A 21,622-nucleotide genomic window follows, 5' to 3' on the forward strand; every position below is an offset into this window, starting at 1 on the left:
CTCACAGAAGGAGAAAGTCATGGAGAACCAGGCCCTCGAGCTGCTGGCCGAACTGCACGCCCTTCCGGAGACGGACCCGGTCGACTTCGACGGAGCGTCGTTCTCGGGCACCTGCGCGTGCGTCGGCCTGCTGACGCTGCTCAACACCGTCTGTGTGGGCATCAGCTGCGCCTAGCCGACACACTCCGGCCGGTGGCCCGCCCTCGGGCGGCCACCGGCCGGAACCAGAGGAGCCGACCATGCAGCCACCCGCCGGTGACACCGCTCGCACCCGTGCGGCCTCCCCGACCACCGCCCGCCCGGAATCCGTCATCAGCACGCGCGGCCTGGTCAAGGCCTACCGGGGCCCGGACGGCACCACCACCCACGCCGTGCGCGGCCTCGACCTGGACGTCCTCGAAGGCGAGACCTACGCCTTCCTCGGCCCCAACGGCGCGGGGAAGTCCACCACCCTCGCCCTGCTGTGCGCCCTGGCCCGTCCCACCGCCGGACAGGCCACGGTGGCGGGCGCCGACGTCCTCAGGCAACCGGAGCTGGTACGGCGCACGGTCGGGATGCTCTTCCAGCACAGCGCCCTCGACCCGGACCTGACGGCCGAACAGAACCTGTACCTCCACGCCCGCCTCTACGGACTGCGCCGCCACCGCGCCCGCCTGCGCGTCACCGAGGTGCTCGAAGCGGTCGCCCTGGCCGACCGGCGGCTTTCCCCGGTACGCACCCTGTCCGGAGGGATGCGGCGCCGCCTGGAACTCGCCCGCGGCCTGCTGCACGCACCCCGGGTGCTGTTCCTCGACGAGCCGACCACCGGACTCGACCCGCACGCCCGCGCCCAGGTCTGGGAGCACCTGCGCATGCTGCGCGAACGGCACGGCAGCACCGTCCTGGTCACCACCCACTACCTGGAGGAGGCGGAGAACTGCGACCGTCTCGGCATCATCGACCACGGCCGGCTCGTGGCCGAGGGCACGCCCCTCGCCATGAAGGCCGCGATCGGAGCCGACCGGGTCACGCTGCGCACCGGCGACGACCCGGCGGCACGCCGGGTCGTGCAGCGGACCGTGCCGCCCGGCCGCGCCGTCACCCCGGACGCCGACGGGATCTCGCTGCGGCTGCCCGACGGCAGCGCGTGGATTCCCCGCCTCTGCGCGGCGCTGGAGGCTCACGGCATCGCGGTGCACGCCGCGTCCGCGACCCCGCCGACCCTCGACGACGTCTTCTTCCACCACACCGGCCGCAGCATCCACGCCCCCGGCCACCGCCCCGCACCGGCCGCCCCGGCTCCCGGCGGGCCCACGACGGCGACCGAGGAGGCCCCGTGACCGCACCCGCTCTCCCGGCCCCGGACGCCTCCCGCGCCTTCGGCCCGGCCCCGTGGACCTCCCTGCGCCACGAACTGCGCGCGGTCCACGCCCTGGTCCACCGCGACCTGCTGCGCCTGTCGGTCCAGCGCGTCCACACCGCCCTGATGCTGGTCCAGCCGGTGCTCTACCTCTTCGTCCTCGGAGGCGGACTGGCCGCGCTGATCCCGCACGCGTCACTGGGCGTCGGCTACCAGACGTACCTCTTCCCGGGCATGCTGATGATGACCGTACAGGCGCCGGCCGTCATCGTCGGCATCCGTCTGATCACCGACCGGCAGAGCGGCTACCTGCGCGAACTCCTGATGGCCCCGGTCAGCAGGCCCACCCTCCTGCTCGGCAGCTGCGCCGGCGGCACCGTCGTCTCCACGGTCCAGGGCGCCGTCCTGCTCGCCCTGGGCGGCGCCGTCGGCCTGCCCTACGACCCGCTCCTGCTGGTACTGCTCCTCGCCGGCCTGACCCTGGCCTCCTTCACCGTCACGGCGCTGTCCCTGCTGCTGGCCGTCAGCATCGCCCGGCCCGAGATCTTCCAGATGCTGCTCGGCCTGGTGATGATGCCGCTGCTCTTCCTCTCCGGCGGCTTCTTCCCGCAGGCGAACCTGCCCGGCTGGGCCCGCACGGTGGCCGCCGTCAACCCGCTCGCCTACGGCGTGGACCTGCTCCGCCGCTGCATCGCCCTGCGCGTCCCGGGCCAGGTGACCCCCCTGGGCGTCGAGTGGGCCGGCCGGCAACCGCCCCTGTTCCTGGAGGGCGCCCTCCTGCTGACCGTCGGCGTGGTGGCCCTGGTCTGGGCCGCCCACCGCTTCGGCCGCCCCGAATGACGCCCGGGGACCCGGATCCGGTCCGGGCGGCAGGCCCTAGGGTGGAGCGCAGTTGCCGTGGAACAGGAGTGCTCATGCCACAGATCACCGTCGACTACACCGCCGCCGCGGGCGCGGCCTTCGACAGGGCCGGCTTCGCCAGGGCCCTGCACACCGCCGTCGTCGAGATCGCGGCCGCCAAGCCCGAGGCCTGCAAGACCCTGTTCCGTGCCGCCGACGACACGGCCTACGGCTACGAGGAGGGCGGCCACGCCGTCGTGCACGTGACCTTCGGCCTGCTGGCCGGCCGCACCGAGGAGACCAAGGCGAAGCTGACCGAGACCACCCTGGAACTGCTCCGCGCCCACCTGAAGCCCGAGAGCCTCGTCCTGCACGCCTCGGCGGAGGTCCGCGACCTGGACCCGTCGTACCGGAAGTACGAGGGCTAGCCGTACCCGAAGTGTGGAGGGCGGCTCAGCCCGCGAGCGCTATGAGACGGGCCGCCAGGTCGGCGAACGGCCCGTCCGTCGGCTCGCCCTCCACCATCCGCTTCACCAACGCGGTCATCTCCTCGTCGTACGAGGCGCTCACCGCCGTCAGCGCGGCGAAGTCGTGCACGAGCTGCACCTCCAGCTCGCCGCGCGGGATGCGCCGCCCGTCCAGCCAGATCAGGGCCGTCGACTCGGCGAGCGAGATCCAGGAGCGGATGACCAGTTCGAGACGGGCCGGAGCCTCGGTGACGCCGAGGTGGGAGAGGATCTGCTCGTACGCGGCCTGCCGTACGGAGTCGATGAGCGCGTTGGTGGCGGAGGAGCCGACGGCGGGGCCGCCGCGCATCAACGCCGCGAAACCGGGCCCGTGTTCGTCGACGAAGTCGAAGAAGCGCCGCATCACGCGCAGCAGCCGGGCGCCGAGCGGCCCCTCGTGCGGCTCGGTGAAGCGCCCCGCGAGATCCTCCGCGGCCCGCTTCAACGCGGCCTCGTACAGGCTGAGTTTGCCGGGGAAGTAGTGGTACACCAACGGCCGCGAGATACCCGCGGCCGAGGCTATCTCGTCGATGGAGACCTCGTCGGGCGAGCGTTGGCTGAACAGTTCGAGGGCCACGCCGATCAACTGCTGCCGTCGCTCTTCGACTCCAAGTCTGCGGCGTACCCCGGTACTCATGCGAACACCTTACCGATCGGATTCGGCCTCCCACGGCTCCGACCCGGCACCAGCCTCCCGCTTCGCCCCCGGACACCCGGATCGTTCACCGCAGCCCGCTGATCTCGCTCCCGCCCGCCAGCGTTCCCTTCAGGGTGGCCTGGGCCCCCTGCTTCGCCCTGGCCACCAGCAGCGAGCCCGGCGCCGACGCCGTGACCCCGCCGGTCGCCCGGATCGACGTGGTGTCCTGGCCGCCCGCCGCCAGCAGGCACCACTGGCCGCTCCTGGACTTCCACAACACCCCGGCCAGCACGTGCGGATCACGCGGACCGCAGGCGGTCACGTCGGTCCCCCTGGCCGTCACCGCCCCGTACCGGCTGCCCGGGGTGCGGAACTGGGCCAGGGCCAGCGTCCCGTCGCCCCGCCAGGTCTCCGCCCGGGTGCACACCCACGACCCGGTGCCGCCGCCCGGCAGCGGCTGCTCGGCGAACGCCCACGCGTTGACACCGCGCACCCCCGCCGAGCGTTCCGCGGCCAGCGAGCAGGCGTACGGCGCCCAGTCCCGCGCCACCGCCCCGGAGTCCTCGCCGGTCGTGCCGGGCCGCCCGGCGGTGAGCCGGGCCGGCACCAGTTCGCCCAGGTCGGTCGCGAGCCCCACCCCCTGTGCGTCGGTCAGCTGGAGCACGTTCCACGAGGTGCACGCCCCCTGCTGCAGGGCGCCACTGGCCAGCGGACCGGTCACGCCACCGGTCACCGCGACGTCGGTCGCCGGCGAGGCCGGCTTCATCAGGTCCCGCTCGGCGACCCCGGTCACCCAGGGTGCCGTCAGATAGCGGACGTTGCCGTCGGCGCGGCCGAGGACCAGGGCGCTCGCCTCCAGGCCGGTCGCGCCGTCGACACGGGCGAAGTCCAGCGCCGCGCCCGCGGTGCCGTCCTTCGGCTCGGCGTAGCGGGCGATGCGCAGACCGTCGTAGAACACCACCACGCGGGCGCTGTCGACGAGGCCCGCGTACAACAGCTGGGGCGGTCCGGCCGGGCCGCCCGTCTGGGTGCCCGGGGTGGCCGAGACGCGGACGGTGGCGCCGGGGCGGGCCCAGACCGCCAGGGCACGGCGCAGCAGAGCGGTGTCGCCGGTGAGGGCGCCGCGCGCGGGCCAGACGGAGAAGTCGGTGCGGGCGGCCGTCCGCCACGCGGTGGCCGGGACCTTCGTCACCTGGGCGGGGTCCAGGGCGGCCTGGGCCGCCGGGTTCCGCGCGTACGCCGGGGCGGCCGCGCCGTCGGCGCCCCAGCCGCCGCCGGGCAGCGCCACCAGCGCCCCGCAGACCGCGAGCGCGGCTGCCGCGGCCAGCGCGGCCCTGCCGTGCCGGCGGCGGCGCAGCAGGTCGGTGGGCCGGGCCTGCAGGAAACAGGGGTCGAACTCGGGGGAGTCGAGCAGCGGGTACTGCGCCGGGACGCCGTTCGCCTCGGCGAGCGCGCCCTCCGGGTGCTCGATCCCGGCCGCCCTGAGGATGCCGCGGACGTCGCCGTCGGGGAGCTGTTCGAGACCGCGCAGCGCGTACGCCGCCCGGGCCGGCCCGGAGAGCGCGCCGAGCCGCTGGTCCAGGGCGAGTTCGTCGGCGCCCCCGGAGCGCGGGAAGAGCCTGAGGCCCCACACCTGGGGAACCAGCGGCGGGAGCTGGGCGCGGGTGGGCCACGCGGTGAGCCGGAACGGCCGGCCCGCCCGCAACGCCGAGCGCACCACTTCGAGGCGGACGAGCGCGTACCCGGGGTCGGTGTCCCGGCCCGTCGGCTGGGCCGGGACGACGGGGGCCGGCCTGCGGCCCCGGGGCAGCGCCCGCTGGACCAGGGCGTGGGCGGTCAGGACGCGGCGGCCGCGGCCCGGGCCGGGCGGCAGCACCAGATAGGCGAGCCGGACCAGCCGTGGGTAGTGCTCGACGAGCGCGGCCTCGGCCTGCTCGACATCGACGGCCGGACCCGGGGCCCCGGCGGAGGCGGCTGCGTGACGCTGGGCTACATCCTGTGACTGCACGTCCTGGAGAACGAGCCGGCCGTTGGTCGGTCACCGCCGCCCGGGTGACCACGCCGTCCTGGACCCGCGTTCGATTTGAGCGTGCCGTGCCCCGCGCCCGTATCGAAGGGGAGGGCCCCCGGAGGCACCCCAGGGCCAGCAACGCGACCGGAGGAACAGATGAGGTTGACCCGACCGATGCTCGCGGCGGCCGGCGCCGTCGCCGTACTGGCGCTGGCGGGCTGCGGGTCCGGCGACGGCAGTGCCGAGACGAAGATCCCGGTCACCGCGACCGGCAGCCTGGAGAGCCTGGCCGCCAAGGTGAAGTGCACCCCGGACATGCAGATCGACTCCGACGAGGTCCGCCAGGCCATCTGCAAGGTCCCGGCGGGCAAGTTCGTCTTCGCCACCTTCGCCACCGACCGCGGCCAGCGCGAGTGGATCAACGACGCGAAGGACTACGGCGGGTTCTACCTCGTCGGCCGCAAGTGGGTCGCGGTGGGCACCGACAAGCTGGTCAAGTCGCTGCAGAGCACGCTGGGCGGCTGGGAGGAGATCGGTACCGACCACAGCAAGCACACCGGCTGAGACCGCGCGGCAGCCGGCGAGCGGCACACACGGAAGCGGGCGGTGGGAGAATCCCACCGCCCGCTTCCGTGCTGTCGGTCAGTCAGTGCCTACTGGCACTTCCTCCCGGTGTTGATGCAGTTGGCGATGGTGTTCGCCAGGTTGTTCTTGAAGACCGCGATGAAGTCGTCGTGGTCGGTCGCCGCCTTGTGGAGCTGCTCCGGGAAGCCGTCCACCGCGTAGGCGTTCTTCACCTGGCCGTTGACGATGCTGGGCTGGGCGACGTTGTAGACCAGACGCATCGTCAGCTGCGGGATCGCCTTGAAGCCGTTCGGGCAGACACCACTCGCCGGGTCCGCGAACGCGACGTGCGTGCGGTGGTTGGCGCTGTCGATGTTCTTGCCGTCCCAGCAGCTCTGGAAGGCGAAGGTGCGGACCACCTGGCTGCCCTGCGGGCAGATCGGGTACTGCTGGGTCAGCTGGACCTTGTTCTCGAAGCCGGTGCAGCTCCAGTGCGCGTTGGCGTTGCCCAGACCGTTGGTCGTGGTCTTGGCGTCACCGGTGATGATGCGCAGGAACTGCGGCATCGCGGTGACCTTGCTGGCCGGGGAGCCGACGTACTTGATCTGCGCCTGGACCGGGGTCAGGATCTTGCCGACGTTGCCCTCGGTGCCACCGCCGGGCGCGTTCTGGTCGAAGTCCTTCGTGCCGTTCTGCTCGCGGATCACCGGCCAGTAGTAGGCCGACAGGTCGCTCTTGTTCTGGCAGCTGGTCTGGTCCGCGATCAGCGAGTTGTTCGTGGAGAACGCGTTGACCTTCTGGTTGCCGACGTAGTCGTGCAGGTGGTGCGCGCCGTTGCTCACGCCGGGCGCCACGATCACGTTGTCGGTGTTGTGGTTCTTGTTCTGGTTCGTGCCACAGCGGGTGACGAAGGAACCGGTCGAGGCCTGGGCGCCGTTCTGCGGCTTGCCCTGGACGTTCGCGGCGACCTTCGTGATGTCCACGAAGTCCGCGGCCGTCGGGCCGTTGCCGGCCTGGCCGCCGATGCCGACGTCGACCGGGGTGCTGGCGCTCGGGGCGGCCGAGGCCTGGCCGTTGTTGCCGTTCTGGCCGTTGTTGTTCTGACCGCCGTTGTTGTTCTGGCCATTGTTGTTCTGGCCGTTGTTGTTGCCACCGTTGTTACCGCCACCGCCCGCGGTGGTCTGGTTCGTGGTCTGCGTGGTGCAGGCCGCGAGCTGCGACAGCGAGCTGTCGAACTGGCCGCCGACCCGGGTGATGTCGATCCTGATCCGGTCGATCGTGGCCGCCCGCTTCTCCTTCAGGGGGCCGACGATCGCGTTCTGCACGAAGCTCGCGTCGCCCGCCTGGGCCTGACGGGTGGAGGCGAGCCGGGAGTAGGCCTCGGTGATCTGCTTGTCGAGGTTGGCGAGCTCCGTGGCCACCCCCTGCTTGGCGGCGGCCGGCACGCTCGTCAGCTTCTGGCCGACGTCCGGGCAGGCGATGGTCGCCACCGTGGCGGCGGCGGCCTTCGTGTAGTTCTGGGCGGCGTTGTTCGACTCGTGAGCCGAAGCGTTCATCTGCGCCCAGAGCAGCCCGCCCCCGCCGAGCGCTATGGCCGCCGATGCGGCAATGGCCTTGACGGCCAGCGGCGAGCGGCGTTTGCGTATGTTGCGTCCCATGGAACTCCTCAGACCTTCCTTGCGGGGCGGCATCGAGGCGCCCGACAGGAGTGAAGCGGCGCCTTCTCATACGGAACTCATCTCAGAGGTGTTCAGCCGCCTCACAAATTCATCAGAGATTCGTTACGCACTTGGGGCACAACAGCCGTTTGAGCTGCGGAAGTTCCGTGAAAATCAGCGGTCGCGGTCGAGGTGGGCCAGCACCGCGAGGACGCGCCGATTGTCATCGTCCGACACCTCGAGTCCCAGTTTGGTGAAGATGTTGGAGGTGTGTTTGGCGATGGCCCGTTCCGTGACGACGAGCTGCCCGGCGATCGCCGCGTTCGAGCGGCCCTGCGCCATCAGCTCCAGCACCTCCCGCTCGCGTGGTGTCAAGCCGCCCAGCGGCCGGTCGTCGGCCCGCCGGGCCAGCAACTGCTGGATCACCTGGGGGTCCATGGCCGTACCGCCCGCCGCGACCCGCCGTACGGCGTCCACGAACTGCTCCGCGTCGAACACCCGGTCCTTCAGCAGGTACCCCACCCCGCCGCTGCCGTCGGCCAGCAACTCCCGCGCGTACAGCTGCTCCACGTGCTGGGAGAGCACCAGCACCGGCAGCCCCGGCCGGTCCCGCCGGGCCCTGAGCGCGCACTGCAGCCCCTCGTCGGTGTGCGTGGGCGGCAGCCGTACGTCCACCACGGCCACGTCCGGGTCCAACTCGGCCAGGGCGCGAGCGAGTTCGGGGCCGGACTCGACGGCCGCGGCGATCTCGAAGCCGTAGGCCTCCAGCAGCCGGACCAGTCCGTCGCGCAGCAGGAACAGGTCCTCGGCTAGGACAACACGCACGGAATCTCCATGGTGACCATGGTGGGACCGCCCGCGGGGCTGCTGACGGCCAGGACGCCGTCGAATGTACCCAGTCGCCGCTCCACCCCGGCAAGACCCGAGCCCGCGCCGACCACCGCGCCGCCCCTGCCGTGGTCCGTGACCGAGATCCGCAGCATGCCGCCGCCGTCCGCCACGTGGTGCAGGTCCACCCAGATCCGGTCGGCGCCGGAGTGCTTGACCGCGTTGGTCAGCACCTCGCTCACCGCGAAGTACGCGGCCGACTCCACCGGCGCGTCCGCCCGTCCGGGCAGCTCCACGGTCACCTCCGTCGGCACCGGCAGCCGCAGCGCCAGCGCCCGTACGGCGTCCCCGAGGCCACGCTCGGCCAGCACCGGCGGATGGATGCCCCGGACCAGGTCCCGCAGCTCGCCCAGAGCCTCCACGGAGGCCCGCCGGGTTTGCGCGAGCAGCTCCCGCGCCCGCGCCGGATCCTTGTCCAGCAGCATCTCCACGGTCCCGAGGTCCATGCCCATCGCGACCAGCCGGGCCTGCGCCCCGTCGTGCAGATCCCGTTCGATCCGGCGCAGCTCGGCCGCCGAGGTGTCCACGGCGTCCTTCCGGCTCTCCGTCAGCACCCGCACCCGCTCCACGAGTTCACCCCGGCCGGGGTCGAGGACGGCGCGGCTCAGCCGGAAGTGGGCGACGAGCAGACGCGGGCACAGGTACCAGGCGCCGACCAGCAGGACGGCGGCGGTGGCGGCGGCCCCGAACGCGGTGGACTGTCCGGAGACCGGCACGAAGCCGTACCAGTAGGTGCCGCCGTCGGCGAGCACCCGCCACAGCCCGGCGACCACCGCGAACCCCTCGAACGGGTAGAACAGCAGCACCGCGGGCAGCAGCGCGGTCACGAAGCCGGCCGTCATGTCGACGCACAGCCCCAGCACGTCCCGCCCGACCTGCGGGTCCCGCAGCATCCCGAAGGTCCTGGCCCACGGGTTGGCGTCCGCCGGCAGCGGCCGGTACGCCGACCGGATCCGCACCCCGCACCACTCGTACGCGAGCCGTCGCCGCACGTCCGCCACCCGCCGCGTCCCGCCCAGGACCCAGGGGGTCGTGACGATGCCGACGCCGATCGGGATCAGCGCGACCGAGACCGCGGTCAGGGTGAAGCAGAGGACGGAGACCGGCAGGACCGCCAGCGCCAGCACCAGCCCCCGCACGGCGGCGAGCAGCACCTGCCGGGCCCGCTCGCGCGGGCCGCCGCTGTTCGTGTTCGTCGTCATGGCCGTCAGTCTGTCCGACCCCGCGGACCCCGGTCACTGGTCCGAAGCCCCCTGTCAGGGGGTGGTGCCGGGTACACCTCGGGGACGCTGCGCGCCCCGTGCGGCTCCGCCGCTCGCGCGCGCCCGGCCCCCACCGGCCCGCACCCGGCTCACGACCCGCCCACCGGGACCCCGAGCACCCGCGCCTCGACAACAGGGTCCAGTCCCACGGCCGGCCGGTCCTCGCGCGCCGGCGCCACCCCGCCGATCTCCTGGAGCCAGCGCCACGTGTCGGCCACCGTCTCCTCGGCGGGCCGGCACACCAGGCCCGTCGCCAGGGCCCGGGAGATGTCCATGCGGTACATGCAGTCGTACAGCTCGCTGTCCGGCGGCAGCCACACCGGGAGCTGCATCCACGGCTCGATCCCGGCGGCCAGGATCGACTCCGGTGCCGTCCAGCGCAGTTCGGCGTCCGAGCCGGTCACGCGGCGGCAGGTGTCGAGGAGTTCGCCCATCGTGGTGTGCCCGGTCGGCCCGACCAGGTTGTACGGCCCCGAAAGGCCCCGCTCGACCGCGCCGAGGGTCCACTCGGCGAGGTCCCGGGCATCCACGTACTGGAGGGCGAGGTCCCGCGGGCCCGGTGCGAGGACCGGGCCGCCCCGCGCGATCCGGTTCAGCCACCAGGGCAGCCTGCCCACGTTCTCGTACGGCCCGAGGATCTGCCCGGCGCGTACGAGGACCGAGCCGTCCGGGCCGAAGGACTCGACGGCGGCCAGCTCACCGCCCCGCTTGTCCTGCGCGTACTCGGTCTGCTCCGCGTCCGCGGCGGCACCCGTCACCACGGCGGTGTCCTCGTCGTGACCGGCCCGGCGCGGCCACTCGTACACCGAGCAGCTGGACACGTACACATACCGGCCGACGCGACCCCGCAGCAGGCGCGCCGTGTCCCGCACCGCCCGGGGCGCCGCCGACCAGGTGTCGACGACCGCGTCCCACTCGGTGCCGTCCGCGAGCGCGGCGAGGCCCTCGGGTGCGGTGCGGTCGCCCCGCAGCGATGTCGCCCCCGGCGGGGGTTCCCGGTGCCCCCGGTTGAATACGGTCACCTCCCAGCCGCGTCCGAGCGCGGCCTCGACGACGGCCCGCCCCACGAACTCCGTACCACCCAGCACAAGAAGTCTCATGCCGATGATCGTGCCCGGCCCCACCGCCCCACGGAACGCGGATCTGCCGACAGCAGAGCGCCGACGCCGACGGCGGGCCCGCGTGTTCCGGACAGCTGTGACGGCCCCGCCACCCGACAGCACCGACCGCGACCGACCGGCCCGCTCGCCGCCGACCGAGCCGGCCGGTCCGGTGGGCGGCCGTCGGCCCGGTGGACGGGCCGGGGGCCGCCCCCTCGACCGACGCATCCGGTCGCCACCGGCCACAGCAGCCGGTCCCGCCGGGCGCTGTCGGGTCAGCGGCCTGTCGGCGGGGTGTACTTGTATCCGACGCGGCGGACCGTCTGGATCGCCCGGCGGTGTTCCGCGCCCAGCTTGCGGCGCAGGCGGGCGACGTGGACGTCGACCGTGCGGCCGTCGCCGACATGGCCGTAGCCCCAGACCGTGGTGACCAGCTGGTCCCGGGTGTGCACCCGGTTCGGATGCGCGACCAGATGGGCGAGCAGCTCGAACTCCAGGTAGGTGAGGTCGAGTTCACGCCCGTCGACCTGCGCGGTGCGCTGGACGCTGTCGACGGTCACGAGCGGCTCGCCGACGGCGGCCGGAGCGGTGCCCGGCGCCTCGTCGGCGTCCGCCGGCCGGTCCGGGACCGCGACCGGCAGGAACGGCGGCTGCTGGTCCGCCGGGACCAGCACCAGGTAGCCGATCATCGGCGGCTGGCCCGGCAGGGTGGGCAGGGTGTGCTGCGGCGCGGGCAGCCAGGTGGCGCCGGGCGGCAGCAGGTCCGCCATGTCCACGACCTCGTCCCGGTCGACGGCACGTAGCCGGTGCCGGGGAGCGGGGGAGGCGGCGAGGGCGGGAGCGGGGGAGAGGGAACGAGTGGTCGCCATGAGACGTCAGCTCTTTCGCGCGAGGAGTTCGTCGGTCGGGACGACGGCCGCGATTCGTGGTCGGGCGCGCCGGGACGTACTGCGTTCCGCGCTGGCCGAAGGCCGGGGGTGTACGGCTTTAGAGGGCCCGCGCGTTCATCACGCGGCAACACACCCGGTCGAAGTCGTGGTGCTGACGGGAAGGCCAGAACGGCTCGAGGTCATGGCGACCCGTCGCGGTGTGGTTCTGGAAGCTGGCCATGCGCATATTGAAGCAGACACAGCCTGGAAACAGGACCCTTCTCTCACTGGTTGGACGCCTCCCGGACCCGGCACCGACCCCGCCCCCCTCACCCCACCAGGCGCTTGTGCCAGGTCAGCGGAGTGAGCTCGATCGCCTTGTCCGGATTGCCGTCCCACACTGCGGACAACCCGGCGTCCACGAGCGCGGCGACGACCGCACGGCCGACGGCCCTGGTGGTGCCGACGGAGCCGTCGAAGCCGCCGTAGTAGAGACTCAGACCCCGGCCTTCGGCGGCGCCACGGGTGCCCTGGTGGTGGAAGAAGACGAAACCCCGCGTCCGTTCCGCGTCCCGCGCCTCGGCGCCTATCTCGCTCAGCCCACAGGAACGGCAGCACGTGAAGTCCTGGCGGGCCACGATCCCTTCGCGCTCCAGGGCCGCGAACGCCCGCGTCAGCCGGTCCGGGTCGGTGAGCCCGTGCCAGGCCCGCTGCTCCGCCACCCGCTCCGTCCAGAGCCGTGCCACGACCTCCCGGACCTGGGCAGCGGAGACCGGCTCACCCTCCTCCATCAGGTACACGGTCTCCTCGACGAGCCGGTCGATGCCGAGGTAGCCCTCCGTCAGCAGGGCGCGCACGTGGCCCTCGACGCGGGCGGCTGCCCCGGGCGTGAGGGCGGGCGCCGCCTCGCGCGGGGGTACGGCGACCGGCTCCCAGTCGGCACCGGCGTCCCAGCCGTCGTCCTCCCGCGCCCAGTCGACCAGCAGGTCCGCCGCCCGGTCCGGGTCCGTGAGGCTCGTACCGGAGAACCGGGCCGCGCCCAGCCGGTGTTCGAGGCGGTAGTCGCCGCCCTCCTCGTGCCATATCTGCGCGAACACGTCCGGCAGGTCCGGGACGCGCCGCGCGACCAGGAACCGGTTCCCGGCGCAGCCGAGCCCGCGTACGGCCTCCCGCAGCTCCTCGGGCGCACACCACACGTACGTCTGCCCGCTCTCCGTCCAGGCGTTGACGGCGAGCACCTCGTCGATCTCCATGCCACCGACGATGGCACGCGCCACTGACAACGCGGCCCCGGGCAGCCGGAAGGGGCGCCCACCGCCGAACGGTGGACGCCCCTTCGAGGAGCCGGACGCGGATCAGACCTGGCCGGCCTTCTCCAGCGCGGAGCAGCAGGTGTCCACGATCAGCCGGGTCACCACGTACGGGTCGACGTTGGCGTTCGGACGGCGGTCCTCGATGTAGCCCTTGCCGTCCTTCTCGACCTGCCAGGGGATGCGGACCGAGGCACCGCGGTTGGAGACGCCGTAGGAGTACTTGTCCCACGGGGCGGTCTCGTGCAGACCGGTCAGGCGGTCGTCGATGCCGGCGCCGTAGTTCTTGACGTGGTCGAGCGGCTTGGAGCCCTCACCGAGCGACTCGCAGGCGGTGATGATCGCGTCGTAGCCCTCGCGCATCGCCTTGGTGGAGAAGTTGGTGTGCGCGCCGGCGCCGTTCCAGTCGCCCTTGACCGGCTTGGGGTCGAGGGTGGCGGAGACGCCGAAGTCCTCGGCGGTGCGGTAGAGCAGCCAGCGGGCCACCCACAGGTGGTCGGAGACCTCCAGCGGGGAGACCGGGCCGACCTGGAACTCCCACTGGCCGGGCATGACCTCGGCGTTGATGCCGGAGATCGCGAGCCCCGCCTTCAGGCAGTTCTCCAGGTGGGCCTCGACGATCTCGCGGCCGAAGATCTCGTCGGCGCCGACACCGCAGTAGTAGCCGCCCTGGGGGGCCGGGAAGCCGCCCTCGGGGAAGCCCAGCGGACGGGCGCCGTCGAAGAAGGTGTACTCCTGCTCGATGCCGAAGATCGGCTCCTGCGCGGCGAACTTCTCCGCGACCTCGACCAGCGCGGCCCGCGTGTTGGAGGAGTGCGGGGTGAAGTCGATGTCCAGGACCTCGCACAGCACGAGGATGTCGTCGCCACCGCGAATCGGGTCCGGGCAGGTGAAGACAGGCTTCAGTACACGGTCCGAGGAGTGCCCCTCGGCCTGGTTCGTGGAGGACCCGTCGAAGCCCCAGATCGGCAGCGCGTCCAGACCGGCGGGGGCGCCCGCGATGATCTTCGTCTTCGAACGCAGCTTGGCCGTCGGCTGGGTGCCGTCGATCCAGATGTACTCAGCCTTGAAGGTCACGGGCCACATCCTTCGGGGGTGGGTCGGGCGCACTCGCGGGTGCAGCGGCGCTACGGCACCGGGGCGCCGCTTTTCTGCCCGGCAGCCTGTCAACAGGCGATTTCCCGATCATTGCCCGTATGTGAACCCCGTGTTACCTGGGGGTTCTGTGGTGCGGCTCACGGGCCGCCGGCTCTCCCTCCGTGAAAGCCGGCGGCCCGGCGGCCTCAGCCGGTGGTCCCGGTCAGCCGACCTTCTCGATCAGCGCGCGCCGGATCAGGAACTTCCCGGGCTCCCTGACCTGTTCGAAGGCCGCGTTGTTGAGCAGGACGCAACTGCCGGAGACCGAGGTGACCTTCACCGTCGTGGACTTGTTGTTGTCCAGGTTGGTGACCTTCAGCGTGGTCCCCGCCGGGAACTGGTTGCTGGAGGCGGCCGGCGCGCCGGCCTCGCCGGACAGGGTGACGGTCGAGCCCTTGCAGACCTGCTGCCCGGCAGCGGCGGCCGCGCCGCCGTTGTTGCCGGTGGCCGCGCTCTGCGAGGGCGCCGCGCTCTGCTGACCCGCCTGTCCCGCCTGACCCGCCTGACCCGCCTGACCGGTCCCGCCCGCCTGCGCACCGTTCGCCGCCTGGGAGCCCTGAGCCGACTCCCCGACGACGCAACCGGACGCCTTCTGCTGGACCTTGATCTGGTCGATGACCGCCTGCCGGTTGGCGATCCGGGCCGCCGACTGGGCGTCCGGGTTCGCCTGCTGCCCGGCGATGAACTTCTGGTTGTTGCCGAGGGCCGTGGCCAGCCCCTGGCAGACGGTCGAGTCCGCGGCCGACGACAGCGTCCTGGCGTTCTGCGGGCTCTGCGCGGCGTTCGAGGTGGTCGCCAGGGCGAAGGCCCCGCCGCCCGCGACCGCCGCGGCGCCGACCAGCAACGCGATCTTCTTCTGTGCTCCGAGGGTTCTCCTACGCGACATGCGCGCCTCCTGAGGGAAGTGGGGGAGCGTACGTGGCTAGGTACGAAATACCGAACGTCGTTACTCAGCGGTCACAGGAGCCGCCGAAGTAACGTGCATCACATAGGAGTTGAGGGCTGTTCAGCTCTTGCCCCTGGCCAGCGCCTCCTGTACGGCCTCGTCGGTGCGGGCGACGACCGCCGTGCGGTCGTCGGCGGTGATGATCGGCCGCTGGATGAGCCTGGGGTGCTCGGCGAGGGCCGTGACCCACCGGTCGCGTGCGCCCGCGTCCCGCGCCCACTCCTTGAGCCCCAGCTCCTTGGCCTCCGCCTCCTGGGTGCGGGTGATGTCCCACGGTTCCAGTCCGAGCCGCTCCAGCACGGACCTGATCTCGTCCTCGGACGGCACGTCCTCCAGGTAGCGGCGGACGGTGTAGTCGGCCCCCTCCGCGTCGAGCAGGCTGATCGCGCTTCGGCACTTCGAGCAGGCGGGGTTGATCCAGATCTCCATGCGGAAAACCGTACGCGAGCCGCCACCCGGAGTGCGATCTGTTCGATTTTCCGAGACGGTCGTACGGGCCTCTCGCGCCCATCGCGACACAGCCGAAATACCCATTCCCATCAGGGAAGTTCACCGCTCTCGCGGCCTGTCCCGTTGTCAGTGGCGGCCAGTACACTGGACGCAGTGTTCGAGAGAGTCGCCGGAGTGTCCGGGGGCCCTCTGACCGCGACAGGAGGATGCCCGTGCCCGCTGCCGCCCTGAAGCCGAAGCCGTTGCCGACCCAGTCCACCGCGAAGCGTGCCGTCGTGCTCGACTCGCCCTACGCGCCGGTGGCGAAGCGCCCGCTGCCGGCCGGGCGGCCCCGCGACTGGTACGTCACGCACAACCGCCGCCTCAAGGCCATGCGCCTCGCCATCGCCCTGCTCGACTCCGGCGTCTACCTGCCGAACCAGGCACGGAACGAGACGATACGGAGCACGGCGCAGAGCATCGGCGTCCACCCGCCGTCGGACACGACGTGTCACATGGTGCGGGCGCTGATGCGTTACGCGCGCTGATGTCTGACGCGCGCTGAACCGAAGGCGCCGGGCACCGCGAGCGATTCCTCACGGCACCCGGCGCCGCCGCCCGGCGTCACCCGTTCGCCGGGTCCGGCATGCGCACGCCCCGCCGGGCGCTCTTCACTGCGATCAGCAGGTGACGGAGGGAGCAGCGACCGAGGGGAGCGCCAGATGTCCACACCCGCCGACCGCGCCGCCCGCGGCAAGGCCGCCCGCAAGCGCACCCCCCGGTCCGCGCAGGCCCTGTGGCTGCCCCCGGTGGACCGCCCCGACCCCGTCGCCGTACTGGAACGCCAGGGCCGCGACCGGCTGCCCGAGCTGCTGCCCATCCGGTACGGGAGGATGGCCGCCTCCCCGTTCGCGTTCCTGCGCGGTGCCGCCGCCGTGATGGCCGCCGACCTCGCCGCCCAGCCGCACACCGGCCTCACCGTGCAGCTCTGCGGCGACGCCCACCTGCTGAACTTCGGGCTCTACGCCTCACCCGAGCGCGCCCTGCTCTTCGACCTGAACGACTTCGACGAGACGTTCCCCGGCCCCTTCGAATGGGACGTCAAACGGCTCGCCGCCTCCGTCGCCGTCGCCGCCCGCGAGAACGGCCACAGCGACCCGCAGGCGCGGACCGCGACGCAGGCGGCCGTCACCGCCTACCGGACCGCCGTGCGGCGACTGGCGGGACTCGGCGAACTCGCCGTCTGGTACGAGCGCGTGGACGCCGACAGCCTCACCACCCTGGTCCGCTCCACGCGCCGACGGCGCAGGATCGAGGACAGCCTCAGCCGGGCCCGGCGCCGCACCAGCCTGCACGCGCTCGGCAGTCTCACCGAGGTGACCGGCGGACAGCGCCGCATCATCAAGGACCCGCCCCTGCTGGAACCCGCGGGCGCCGCGGACATGGCCTCACTCCGCAAGGCCTTCAGCGACTACCGCTCCACGCTCGCCGAGGAACGCCGGCTCCTCCTGGACCGCTACCGGTTCATCGACGCCGCCCGCAAGGTCGTCGGCGTCGGCAGCGTCGGCACCCGCTGCTTCATCGTGCTCCTCGCCGGCCGCGACGCCGACGACCCGCTGTTCCTGCAGATCAAGGAGGCCCGGGCATCCGTGCTCGACCCCTACCTGCCGACCGGCCCGCACACCCACCAGGGCCACCGGGTGGTCGCCGGACAGCGGCTGCTCCAGGCCGCCGGGGACATCTTCCTCGGCTGGATGACCGGCCCCCAGGGCCGCGCCTTCTACTGGCGCCAGCTGCGCGACATGAAGGGCTCCATCGAGGTCGCCGCGATGGACCCGACCGGACTGCGTGTATACGCGGCCCTGTGCGGTACGACACTGGCCCGCGCCCATGCCCGTTCCGGTGACCGCATCGCCATCGCCGGCTACCTCGGCGGCAGTGACACCTTCGACCGGGCGATCACCGAGTTCGCCCTCGCCTACGCCGAACGCACCACCGCCGACCACGCCCTCCTCGAGGCCGCCATCACGTCGGGGATCCTGTCGGCGACGCCGGGGGTCTGAGCCGTCCCCGCCCCCGGCGAAAACGGGATGCACGCCCAGTGACCGCCTGGCTACGCTGGACACGCGTTGCGGAGGCGGCCACCACCGCTTTCCGCGGCAGGCACCGCGCCCCGGTGACTCGGGGCTACTCTGCTGCACACCGACGGACGGCCGCCCGTCCCCCGCGTGCCGTCGGGTCCGTCGAACCGCTCACACACCCACGCCACGGAGGCCCGTCATGGGCACCATCGTCCTCTCCGGAACCGTCGTCCTGGTCGTCCTCGGCTTCGGCAACCACAACTGGTGGCTCGCCGCGGTCGCCCTGCTCTTCCTGTACATCCGCTACGGCCGGGACTCGGCCTCGGCTCCCTCGTCGGGCGGCTCGTCCGGCGGGGGCGGGGGCATGGCCGACGACTACAAGACGTACCGGGCCCGCCGCGACCGCCAGGCCAGGTGGGAGCGCCGCTACCGCCGCGAACGCCCCCTGGAGGTCCGCCGCCAGCAGCGCGACAAGGGCAGGTAGGCAGGTGCCCCCGGCCACTCAGAGACCGGGGGCACCCCACACCGGGAACCACCGGCTGAGGTCCTGCTCGATCCGCAGGTCGTTCGCGAGCGCCGCCTTCACCTGGAGCTCCAGGGCGCTGTCCCGTCGCTGGGACGTGTCGGACAGCGGGGCGAAGGGGTAGAAGGTACCCCGTTTGTAGAGGTAGACCAGTGCGAGGCGGCGGGTGCGGGAGTCGGTGAAGGTGGCCAGGGAGCAGAGGAGTTGGGGGCCGAAGCCGTTGACCTCCATCGAACTGTTCACCGCGTGCAGGTCGTTGACCAGCTGTACGAGCTGGTCGGGGGAGCGTTGCGAGACCAGCCAGGAGTACCCGTAGTCGTCCTGGCGCAGTTCCACCGGTACCCCGCCGCGGTCCGTGTCCGCGTCGAGCAGTGCCTGCACCTCGCGGTGGGTCTGCTCGAAGGCCGCGCCCTCCACGGTCGCGAAGCACACCGCACCCCCGCCGGTCGGCGTGAACCCGGCCGCCGCCTCCAGGGTCACGGCGGCCGAGGGCAGTGCGAAGAGCTGGTCGAGATCGGGTGCGACGGGCTTGGTGCGGCCGAGCAGGATGTCCAGGAGCCCCATGCTCACCCGGCCTTCCCGGGCGTCGCCGCCTCACCCAGCTCCGCCGAGATCCGCCCCAGCTGCTCAAGGCGCTGCTCCAGGGGCGGGTGGGTGGAGAAGAAGCGCTCGATGCCGGGCTCCTTGCCGGTCGCCGGGGTGAAGTAGAACGCGTTGAAGGCCTGGGCGGTCCGCAGGTCCTTGGTCGGGATCCGGGCGATGTCGCCGGAGACCTTGGTGAGCGCGGAGGCGAGGGCGGAGGGGCGGCCGGTGAGATGGGCGGCGGCCCGGTCGGCGGCCAGCTCCCGGTACCGGGACAGCGCCCGGATCAGCAGGAAGCTGATCGCGTACACGGCCGCGGAGACGCCGATGACGGCGGCGAACACGGCGGCGGTGTTCTGGTCCCGGCGCCCGCCGCCGAAGAGCTGCGAGTAGAAGGCGAACCGCACGATCAGCCCGGCGATCACGCCCAGGAACGACGCGATCGTGATCACGGCGACGTCCTTGTGGGCCACGTGGGACAGCTCGTGTGCGAGCACGCCCTCCAGTTCGGCGGGCTCCAGGCGCCGCAGCAGCCCGGTGGTCACGCAGACGACGGCGTGGTCGGGGTTCCGCCCGGTCGCGAACGCGTTCGGCATGTCCATGTCCGACACGGCGACCACCGGCTTGGGCATGTCGGCGATGGCGCACAGCCGGTCCACCACGGCGTGCAGCTCCGGATACTCCTCACGCTCCACGACCCGGCCGCGCATGGCGAACATGGCGATCCGGTCGGAGTACCAGAACTGCGCCACGAACATCGCGCCCACCAGTACGACGACCAGCAGCCACGACTTCAGCAGCACGATCAACGCGGCGACGAACACCACGTACAACAACCCGAGCAGGAACAGCGTGACCGTCATCCGTACGGTCAACCGCCGGTCGCTCCGGAAGCGGCTCTGCATGTGCACCACCCCGCAGTCAGGCACTCGTCCCGCTGTCCAGTGTGCACCTGCCGGGGGCAATGAGGAGGTTCCGAACGGCCCTAGTGGCGGCAAAGGCTCCTAGGGGCCCTAGTACGGTGACCGCGTCTGGAGGTACCCGAGCAGGACGATCACCGCCGCCACGCAGCCGAGGACGATCGCGGTCGACACCCACGACGACCGCCGGGGCGCCACCGGCCCCGGATCGGCCCGGAACGGCGCCGGGTCCGGCGGGTTCTCCTTCCAGCGGGCGGCCAGCATCCGGGCCCGCGCCGACGGCTCCTTCTGCTCCGCCTGCTCGGCCCACCGAAGATCGAACTCGCGCTGCTCGTCGTCCTGTTGCGTCATCCCGTCCCCCGTCTCGAACGCCAGTACCCCCGCACGATACGACGGCGCCCCCGCCCTGAGAAACAGGGACGGGGGCGCCGGCCGCCGGGGAGGCGTCGATCACACGTCGAAGTACAGCTCGAACTCGTGCGGGTGCGGACGCAGCTGCAGCGGGGCGATCTCGTTGGTGCGCTTGAAGTCGATCCACGTCTCGATCAGGTCGGGCGTGAAGACGTCACCGGCGAGCAGGAACTCGTGGTCGCGCTCCAGGGAGTCGAGGACGGCCGGGAGGGAGGTCGGGACCTGGGCGACGTTCGCGTGCTCCTCGGGAGCCAGCTCGTAGAGGTCCTTGTCGATCGGCTCGGCCGGCTCGATCTTGTTCTTGATGCCGTCCAGACCCGCGAGCAGCAGGGCCGAGAAGGCGAGGTACGGGTTGCCGGAGGAGTCGGGCGCGCGGAACTCGACGCGCTTGGCCTTCGGGTTCGAGCCGGTGATCGGGATACGCATCGCGGCGGAGCGGTTGCGCTGCGAGTACACCAGGTTGATCGGAGCCTCGAAGCCCGGCACCAGACGGTGGTACGAGTTCACCGTCGGGTTGGTGAACGCGAGGAGGGAGGGGGCGTGCTTGAGGATGCCGCCGATGTAGTAGCGGGCGGTGTCCGACAGGCCCGCGTAACCGGCCTCGTCGTAGAACAGCGGGGCGCCGCCCGACCACAGCGACTGGTGGACGTGCATGCCCGAGCCGTTGTCGCCGAAGATCGGCTTCGGCATGAAGGTCGCGGTCTTGCCGTTGCGCCAGGCCACGTTCTTCACGATGTACTTGAAGAGCTGGAGGTCGTCCGCGGCGGCGAGCAGCGTGTTGAACTTGTAGTTGATCTCCGCCTGGCCGGCGGTGCCCACCTCGTGGTGCTGGCGCTCGACCTGGAGGCCGGACTTGGCCAGCTCCAGGGAGATCTCGGCGCGCAGGTCGGCGAAGTGGTCGACCGGCGGGACCGGGAAGTAGCCGCCCTTGTAGCGGACCTTGTACCCGCGGTTGTCCTCGAGGGCGCCGGTGTTCCAGGCGCCGGCCTCGGAGTCGATGTGGTAGAAGCTCTCGTTCGCCGAGGTGGCGAAACGGACGCTGTCGAAGACGTAGAACTCGGCCTCGGGGCCGAAGTACGCGGTGTCCGCGATACCGGTCGAGGCGAGGTAGGCCTCGGCCTTCTTCGCCACGTTGCGCGGGTCACGGGAGTACTGCTCGCCCGTGATCGGGTCGTGGATGAAGAAGTTGATGTTGAGCGTCTTGTCGCGGCGGAAGGAGTCCACCCGGGCGGTCGACAGGTCCGCGCGCAGCGCCATGTCGGACTCGTGGATCGCCTGGAAACCGCGGATCGACGATCCGTCGAAGGCGAGCTCCTCGTCCGGGTCGAACGCCTCGACGGGCAGCGTGAAGTGCTGCATGACGCCCGGCAGGTCGCAGAAACGGACGTCGATGAACTTGACGTCCTCGTCCGCGATGAACTTCTTGGCCTCGTCGGCGTTCTGGAACATCCAGCTCCTCCTACTCCCGGCCGTTCCCGTGCCGGGGTGGTAGTTCGTTCGTGCGGCCAGTGCGGTGGCACACGCTGTCCCCGACCCTAGGGACGGGTGGTTTCTCGGGCGTGACCCATTTGTTTCGCTGAAGTTAACCGGGCTCGTTCCACCGTAGTCC

The 21,622-nt window shown here is 72.0% G+C and carries 23 protein-coding genes; 8 read left to right on the forward strand and 15 right to left on the reverse strand.

The features are described from left to right. The first annotated feature begins 19 nt into the window (after positions 1 to 19). The 4 genes from ACZ3KP_RS30980 to ACZ3KP_RS30995 all read left to right on the forward strand — a co-directional run bounded on the left by ACZ3KP_RS30980 (position 20) and on the right by ACZ3KP_RS30995 (position 2,607). Entirely contained in the window at positions 20 to 175 is a 156-nt protein-coding gene (locus ACZ3KP_RS30980) for a VenA family class IV lanthipeptide (RefSeq protein WP_165939227.1), read from the forward strand. A gap of 64 nt (positions 176 to 239) precedes the next feature. After that, entirely contained in the window at positions 240 to 1,319 is a 1,080-nt protein-coding gene (locus ACZ3KP_RS30985) for an ATP-binding cassette domain-containing protein (RefSeq protein WP_467503428.1), read from the forward strand. Then, positions 1,316 to 2,179 (forward strand): ABC transporter permease, encoded by an 864-nt coding sequence (locus tag ACZ3KP_RS30990; protein ID WP_467503430.1) that lies wholly within the window; start codon positions 1,316 to 1,318, stop codon positions 2,177 to 2,179. Before ACZ3KP_RS30985 ends, ACZ3KP_RS30990 begins: the two co-directional genes overlap by 4 nt. A gap of 74 nt (positions 2,180 to 2,253) precedes the next feature. Then, a complete protein-coding gene (locus ACZ3KP_RS30995) occupies positions 2,254 to 2,607 on the forward strand; it encodes a 5-carboxymethyl-2-hydroxymuconate Delta-isomerase (protein ID WP_467503431.1) in 354 nt (117 codons plus the stop codon). Positions 2,608 to 2,632: 25 nt separating this feature from the next. On the opposite strand, the gene ACZ3KP_RS31000 is transcribed toward ACZ3KP_RS30995, so the two are convergent. Continuing rightward, the gene (locus ACZ3KP_RS31000) at positions 2,633 to 3,322 is read right to left on the reverse strand and encodes a TetR/AcrR family transcriptional regulator (protein WP_358970308.1); all 690 of its coding nucleotides are present in this window, start codon (positions 3,320 to 3,322) and stop codon (positions 2,633 to 2,635) included. An 85-nt stretch (positions 3,323 to 3,407) separates the two neighbouring features. Next, a complete protein-coding gene (locus ACZ3KP_RS31005; RefSeq protein WP_467503433.1) occupies positions 3,408 to 5,330 on the reverse strand; it encodes a hypothetical protein in 1,923 nt (640 codons plus the stop codon). A gap of 159 nt (positions 5,331 to 5,489) precedes the next feature. On the opposite strand from ACZ3KP_RS31005, the gene ACZ3KP_RS31010 reads away from it, so the two are divergent. Further along, positions 5,490 to 5,897, forward strand: a complete 408-nt coding sequence (locus tag ACZ3KP_RS31010) for a hypothetical protein (protein ID WP_467503434.1) — start codon at positions 5,490 to 5,492, stop codon at positions 5,895 to 5,897. An 89-nt stretch (positions 5,898 to 5,986) separates the two neighbouring features. On the opposite strand, the gene ACZ3KP_RS31015 is transcribed toward ACZ3KP_RS31010, so the two are convergent. The 9 genes from ACZ3KP_RS31015 to ACZ3KP_RS31055 all read right to left on the reverse strand — a co-directional run bounded on the left by ACZ3KP_RS31015 (position 5,987) and on the right by ACZ3KP_RS31055 (position 15,496). Further along, positions 5,987 to 7,555 carry a DUF1996 domain-containing protein gene (locus ACZ3KP_RS31015; RefSeq protein ID WP_467503436.1) on the reverse strand — a complete coding sequence of 523 codons (1,569 nt, stop codon included), beginning with the start codon at positions 7,553 to 7,555 and terminating at the stop codon, positions 5,987 to 5,989. Between the two features lie 174 nt (positions 7,556 to 7,729). Further along, a complete protein-coding gene (locus ACZ3KP_RS31020) occupies positions 7,730 to 8,380 on the reverse strand; it encodes a response regulator transcription factor (RefSeq protein ID WP_366895708.1) in 651 nt (216 codons plus the stop codon). Then, a complete protein-coding gene (locus tag ACZ3KP_RS31025) occupies positions 8,365 to 9,645 on the reverse strand; it encodes a sensor histidine kinase (protein WP_467503438.1) in 1,281 nt (426 codons plus the stop codon). The genes ACZ3KP_RS31020 and ACZ3KP_RS31025 overlap by 16 nt, the downstream gene beginning before the upstream one ends. A 149-nt stretch (positions 9,646 to 9,794) precedes the next feature. Next, positions 9,795 to 10,805, reverse strand: coding sequence for an NAD-dependent epimerase/dehydratase family protein (locus ACZ3KP_RS31030; protein WP_467503440.1), 1,011 nt, complete (start codon positions 10,803 to 10,805; stop codon positions 9,795 to 9,797). 275 nt (positions 10,806 to 11,080) lie between these two features. Next, complete coding sequence (locus ACZ3KP_RS31035) at positions 11,081 to 11,674, reverse strand: winged helix-turn-helix domain-containing protein (protein WP_467503442.1); 594 nt, start codon at positions 11,672 to 11,674, stop codon at positions 11,081 to 11,083. Between the two features lie 329 nt (positions 11,675 to 12,003). Continuing rightward, entirely contained in the window at positions 12,004 to 12,927 is a 924-nt protein-coding gene (locus ACZ3KP_RS31040; protein WP_467503444.1) for a DUF6891 domain-containing protein, read from the reverse strand. Positions 12,928 to 13,029: 102 nt separating this feature from the next. Then, a complete protein-coding gene (gene glnII, locus ACZ3KP_RS31045) occupies positions 13,030 to 14,061 on the reverse strand; it encodes a glutamine synthetase (RefSeq protein WP_358970284.1) in 1,032 nt (343 codons plus the stop codon). A gap of 223 nt (positions 14,062 to 14,284) precedes the next feature. Then, positions 14,285 to 15,007: a hypothetical protein gene (locus ACZ3KP_RS31050; RefSeq protein ID WP_467503446.1), complete on the reverse strand. Its 723-nt coding sequence runs from the start codon at positions 15,005 to 15,007 to the stop codon at positions 14,285 to 14,287. A 120-nt stretch (positions 15,008 to 15,127) separates the two neighbouring features. Then, positions 15,128 to 15,496: an arsenate reductase family protein gene (locus tag ACZ3KP_RS31055; protein ID WP_467503448.1), complete on the reverse strand. Its 369-nt coding sequence runs from the start codon at positions 15,494 to 15,496 to the stop codon at positions 15,128 to 15,130. 233 nt (positions 15,497 to 15,729) lie between these two features. Here ACZ3KP_RS31055 and ACZ3KP_RS31060 point away from each other — a divergent pair, with 233 nt between their 5' ends. The 3 genes from ACZ3KP_RS31060 to ACZ3KP_RS31070 all read left to right on the forward strand — a co-directional run bounded on the left by ACZ3KP_RS31060 (position 15,730) and on the right by ACZ3KP_RS31070 (position 18,061). Continuing rightward, positions 15,730 to 16,044 (forward strand): hypothetical protein, encoded by a 315-nt coding sequence (locus tag ACZ3KP_RS31060; RefSeq protein WP_358970275.1) that lies wholly within the window; start codon positions 15,730 to 15,732, stop codon positions 16,042 to 16,044. 174 nt (positions 16,045 to 16,218) lie between these two features. Next, entirely contained in the window at positions 16,219 to 17,559 is a 1,341-nt protein-coding gene (locus ACZ3KP_RS31065) for a DUF2252 domain-containing protein (RefSeq protein WP_467503450.1), read from the forward strand. Between the two features lie 217 nt (positions 17,560 to 17,776). After that, positions 17,777 to 18,061 carry a hypothetical protein gene (locus ACZ3KP_RS31070; protein WP_132886382.1) on the forward strand — a complete coding sequence of 95 codons (285 nt, stop codon included), beginning with the start codon at positions 17,777 to 17,779 and terminating at the stop codon, positions 18,059 to 18,061. A gap of 18 nt (positions 18,062 to 18,079) precedes the next feature. Here ACZ3KP_RS31070 and pspAB read toward each other — a convergent pair whose 3' ends face one another. The 4 genes from pspAB to glnA form a co-directional block, all read right to left on the reverse strand. Further along, a complete protein-coding gene (gene pspAB / locus ACZ3KP_RS31075) occupies positions 18,080 to 18,664 on the reverse strand; it encodes a PspA-associated protein PspAB (RefSeq protein ID WP_467503537.1) in 585 nt (194 codons plus the stop codon). A 2-nt stretch (positions 18,665 to 18,666) separates the two neighbouring features. Beyond that, complete coding sequence (gene htpX / locus ACZ3KP_RS31080) at positions 18,667 to 19,587, reverse strand: zinc metalloprotease HtpX (protein ID WP_358970270.1); 921 nt, start codon at positions 19,585 to 19,587, stop codon at positions 18,667 to 18,669. A gap of 108 nt (positions 19,588 to 19,695) precedes the next feature. Continuing rightward, positions 19,696 to 19,953: an SCO2583/SCO2584 N-terminal domain-containing protein gene (locus tag ACZ3KP_RS31085; protein WP_467503453.1), complete on the reverse strand. Its 258-nt coding sequence runs from the start codon at positions 19,951 to 19,953 to the stop codon at positions 19,696 to 19,698. Positions 19,954 to 20,052: 99 nt separating this feature from the next. After that, complete coding sequence (gene glnA, locus ACZ3KP_RS31090; RefSeq protein WP_132886378.1) at positions 20,053 to 21,462, reverse strand: type I glutamate--ammonia ligase; 1,410 nt, start codon at positions 21,460 to 21,462, stop codon at positions 20,053 to 20,055. Positions 21,463 to 21,622: the final 160 nt, after the last annotated feature.

It is taken from the genome of Streptomyces sp. NPDC020958 (assembly GCF_055562175.1).

Excerpts from the sequence above, each read along its gene's own strand:
- ACZ3KP_RS31015 (WP_467503436.1), bottom strand. The coding sequence starts at position 7,555 with ATGGGACGCAACATACGCAAACGCCGCTCGCCGCTGGCCGTCAAGGCC.
- glnA (WP_132886378.1), bottom strand. The coding sequence starts at position 21,462 with ATGTTCCAGAACGCCGACGAGGCCAAGAAGTTCATCGCGGACGAGGAC.
- ACZ3KP_RS31070 (WP_132886382.1), top strand. The coding sequence starts at position 17,777 with ATGGGCACCATCGTCCTCTCCGGAACCGTCGTCCTGGTCGTCCTCGGC.
- ACZ3KP_RS31065 (WP_467503450.1), top strand. The coding sequence starts at position 16,219 with ATGTCCACACCCGCCGACCGCGCCGCCCGCGGCAAGGCCGCCCGCAAG.
- ACZ3KP_RS30980 (WP_165939227.1), top strand. The coding sequence starts at position 20 with ATGGAGAACCAGGCCCTCGAGCTGCTGGCCGAACTGCACGCCCTTCCG.
- ACZ3KP_RS31025 (WP_467503438.1), bottom strand. The coding sequence starts at position 9,645 with ATGACGACGAACACGAACAGCGGCGGCCCGCGCGAGCGGGCCCGGCAG.
- ACZ3KP_RS31050 (WP_467503446.1), bottom strand. The coding sequence starts at position 15,007 with ATGTCGCGTAGGAGAACCCTCGGAGCACAGAAGAAGATCGCGTTGCTG.
- ACZ3KP_RS31000 (WP_358970308.1), bottom strand. The coding sequence starts at position 3,322 with ATGAGTACCGGGGTACGCCGCAGACTTGGAGTCGAAGAGCGACGGCAG.
- ACZ3KP_RS31010 (WP_467503434.1), top strand. The coding sequence starts at position 5,490 with ATGAGGTTGACCCGACCGATGCTCGCGGCGGCCGGCGCCGTCGCCGTA.
- htpX (WP_358970270.1), bottom strand. The coding sequence starts at position 19,587 with ATGCAGAGCCGCTTCCGGAGCGACCGGCGGTTGACCGTACGGATGACG.
- pspAB (WP_467503537.1), bottom strand. The coding sequence starts at position 18,664 with ATGGGGCTCCTGGACATCCTGCTCGGCCGCACCAAGCCCGTCGCACCC.
- ACZ3KP_RS30995 (WP_467503431.1), top strand. The coding sequence starts at position 2,254 with ATGCCACAGATCACCGTCGACTACACCGCCGCCGCGGGCGCGGCCTTC.
- ACZ3KP_RS31085 (WP_467503453.1), bottom strand. The coding sequence starts at position 19,953 with ATGACGCAACAGGACGACGAGCAGCGCGAGTTCGATCTTCGGTGGGCC.
- ACZ3KP_RS30985 (WP_467503428.1), top strand. The coding sequence starts at position 240 with ATGCAGCCACCCGCCGGTGACACCGCTCGCACCCGTGCGGCCTCCCCG.
- ACZ3KP_RS31055 (WP_467503448.1), bottom strand. The coding sequence starts at position 15,496 with ATGGAGATCTGGATCAACCCCGCCTGCTCGAAGTGCCGAAGCGCGATC.
- ACZ3KP_RS31030 (WP_467503440.1), bottom strand. The coding sequence starts at position 10,805 with ATGAGACTTCTTGTGCTGGGTGGTACGGAGTTCGTGGGGCGGGCCGTC.
- ACZ3KP_RS31035 (WP_467503442.1), bottom strand. The coding sequence starts at position 11,674 with ATGGCGACCACTCGTTCCCTCTCCCCCGCTCCCGCCCTCGCCGCCTCC.
- ACZ3KP_RS31040 (WP_467503444.1), bottom strand. The coding sequence starts at position 12,927 with ATGGAGATCGACGAGGTGCTCGCCGTCAACGCCTGGACGGAGAGCGGG.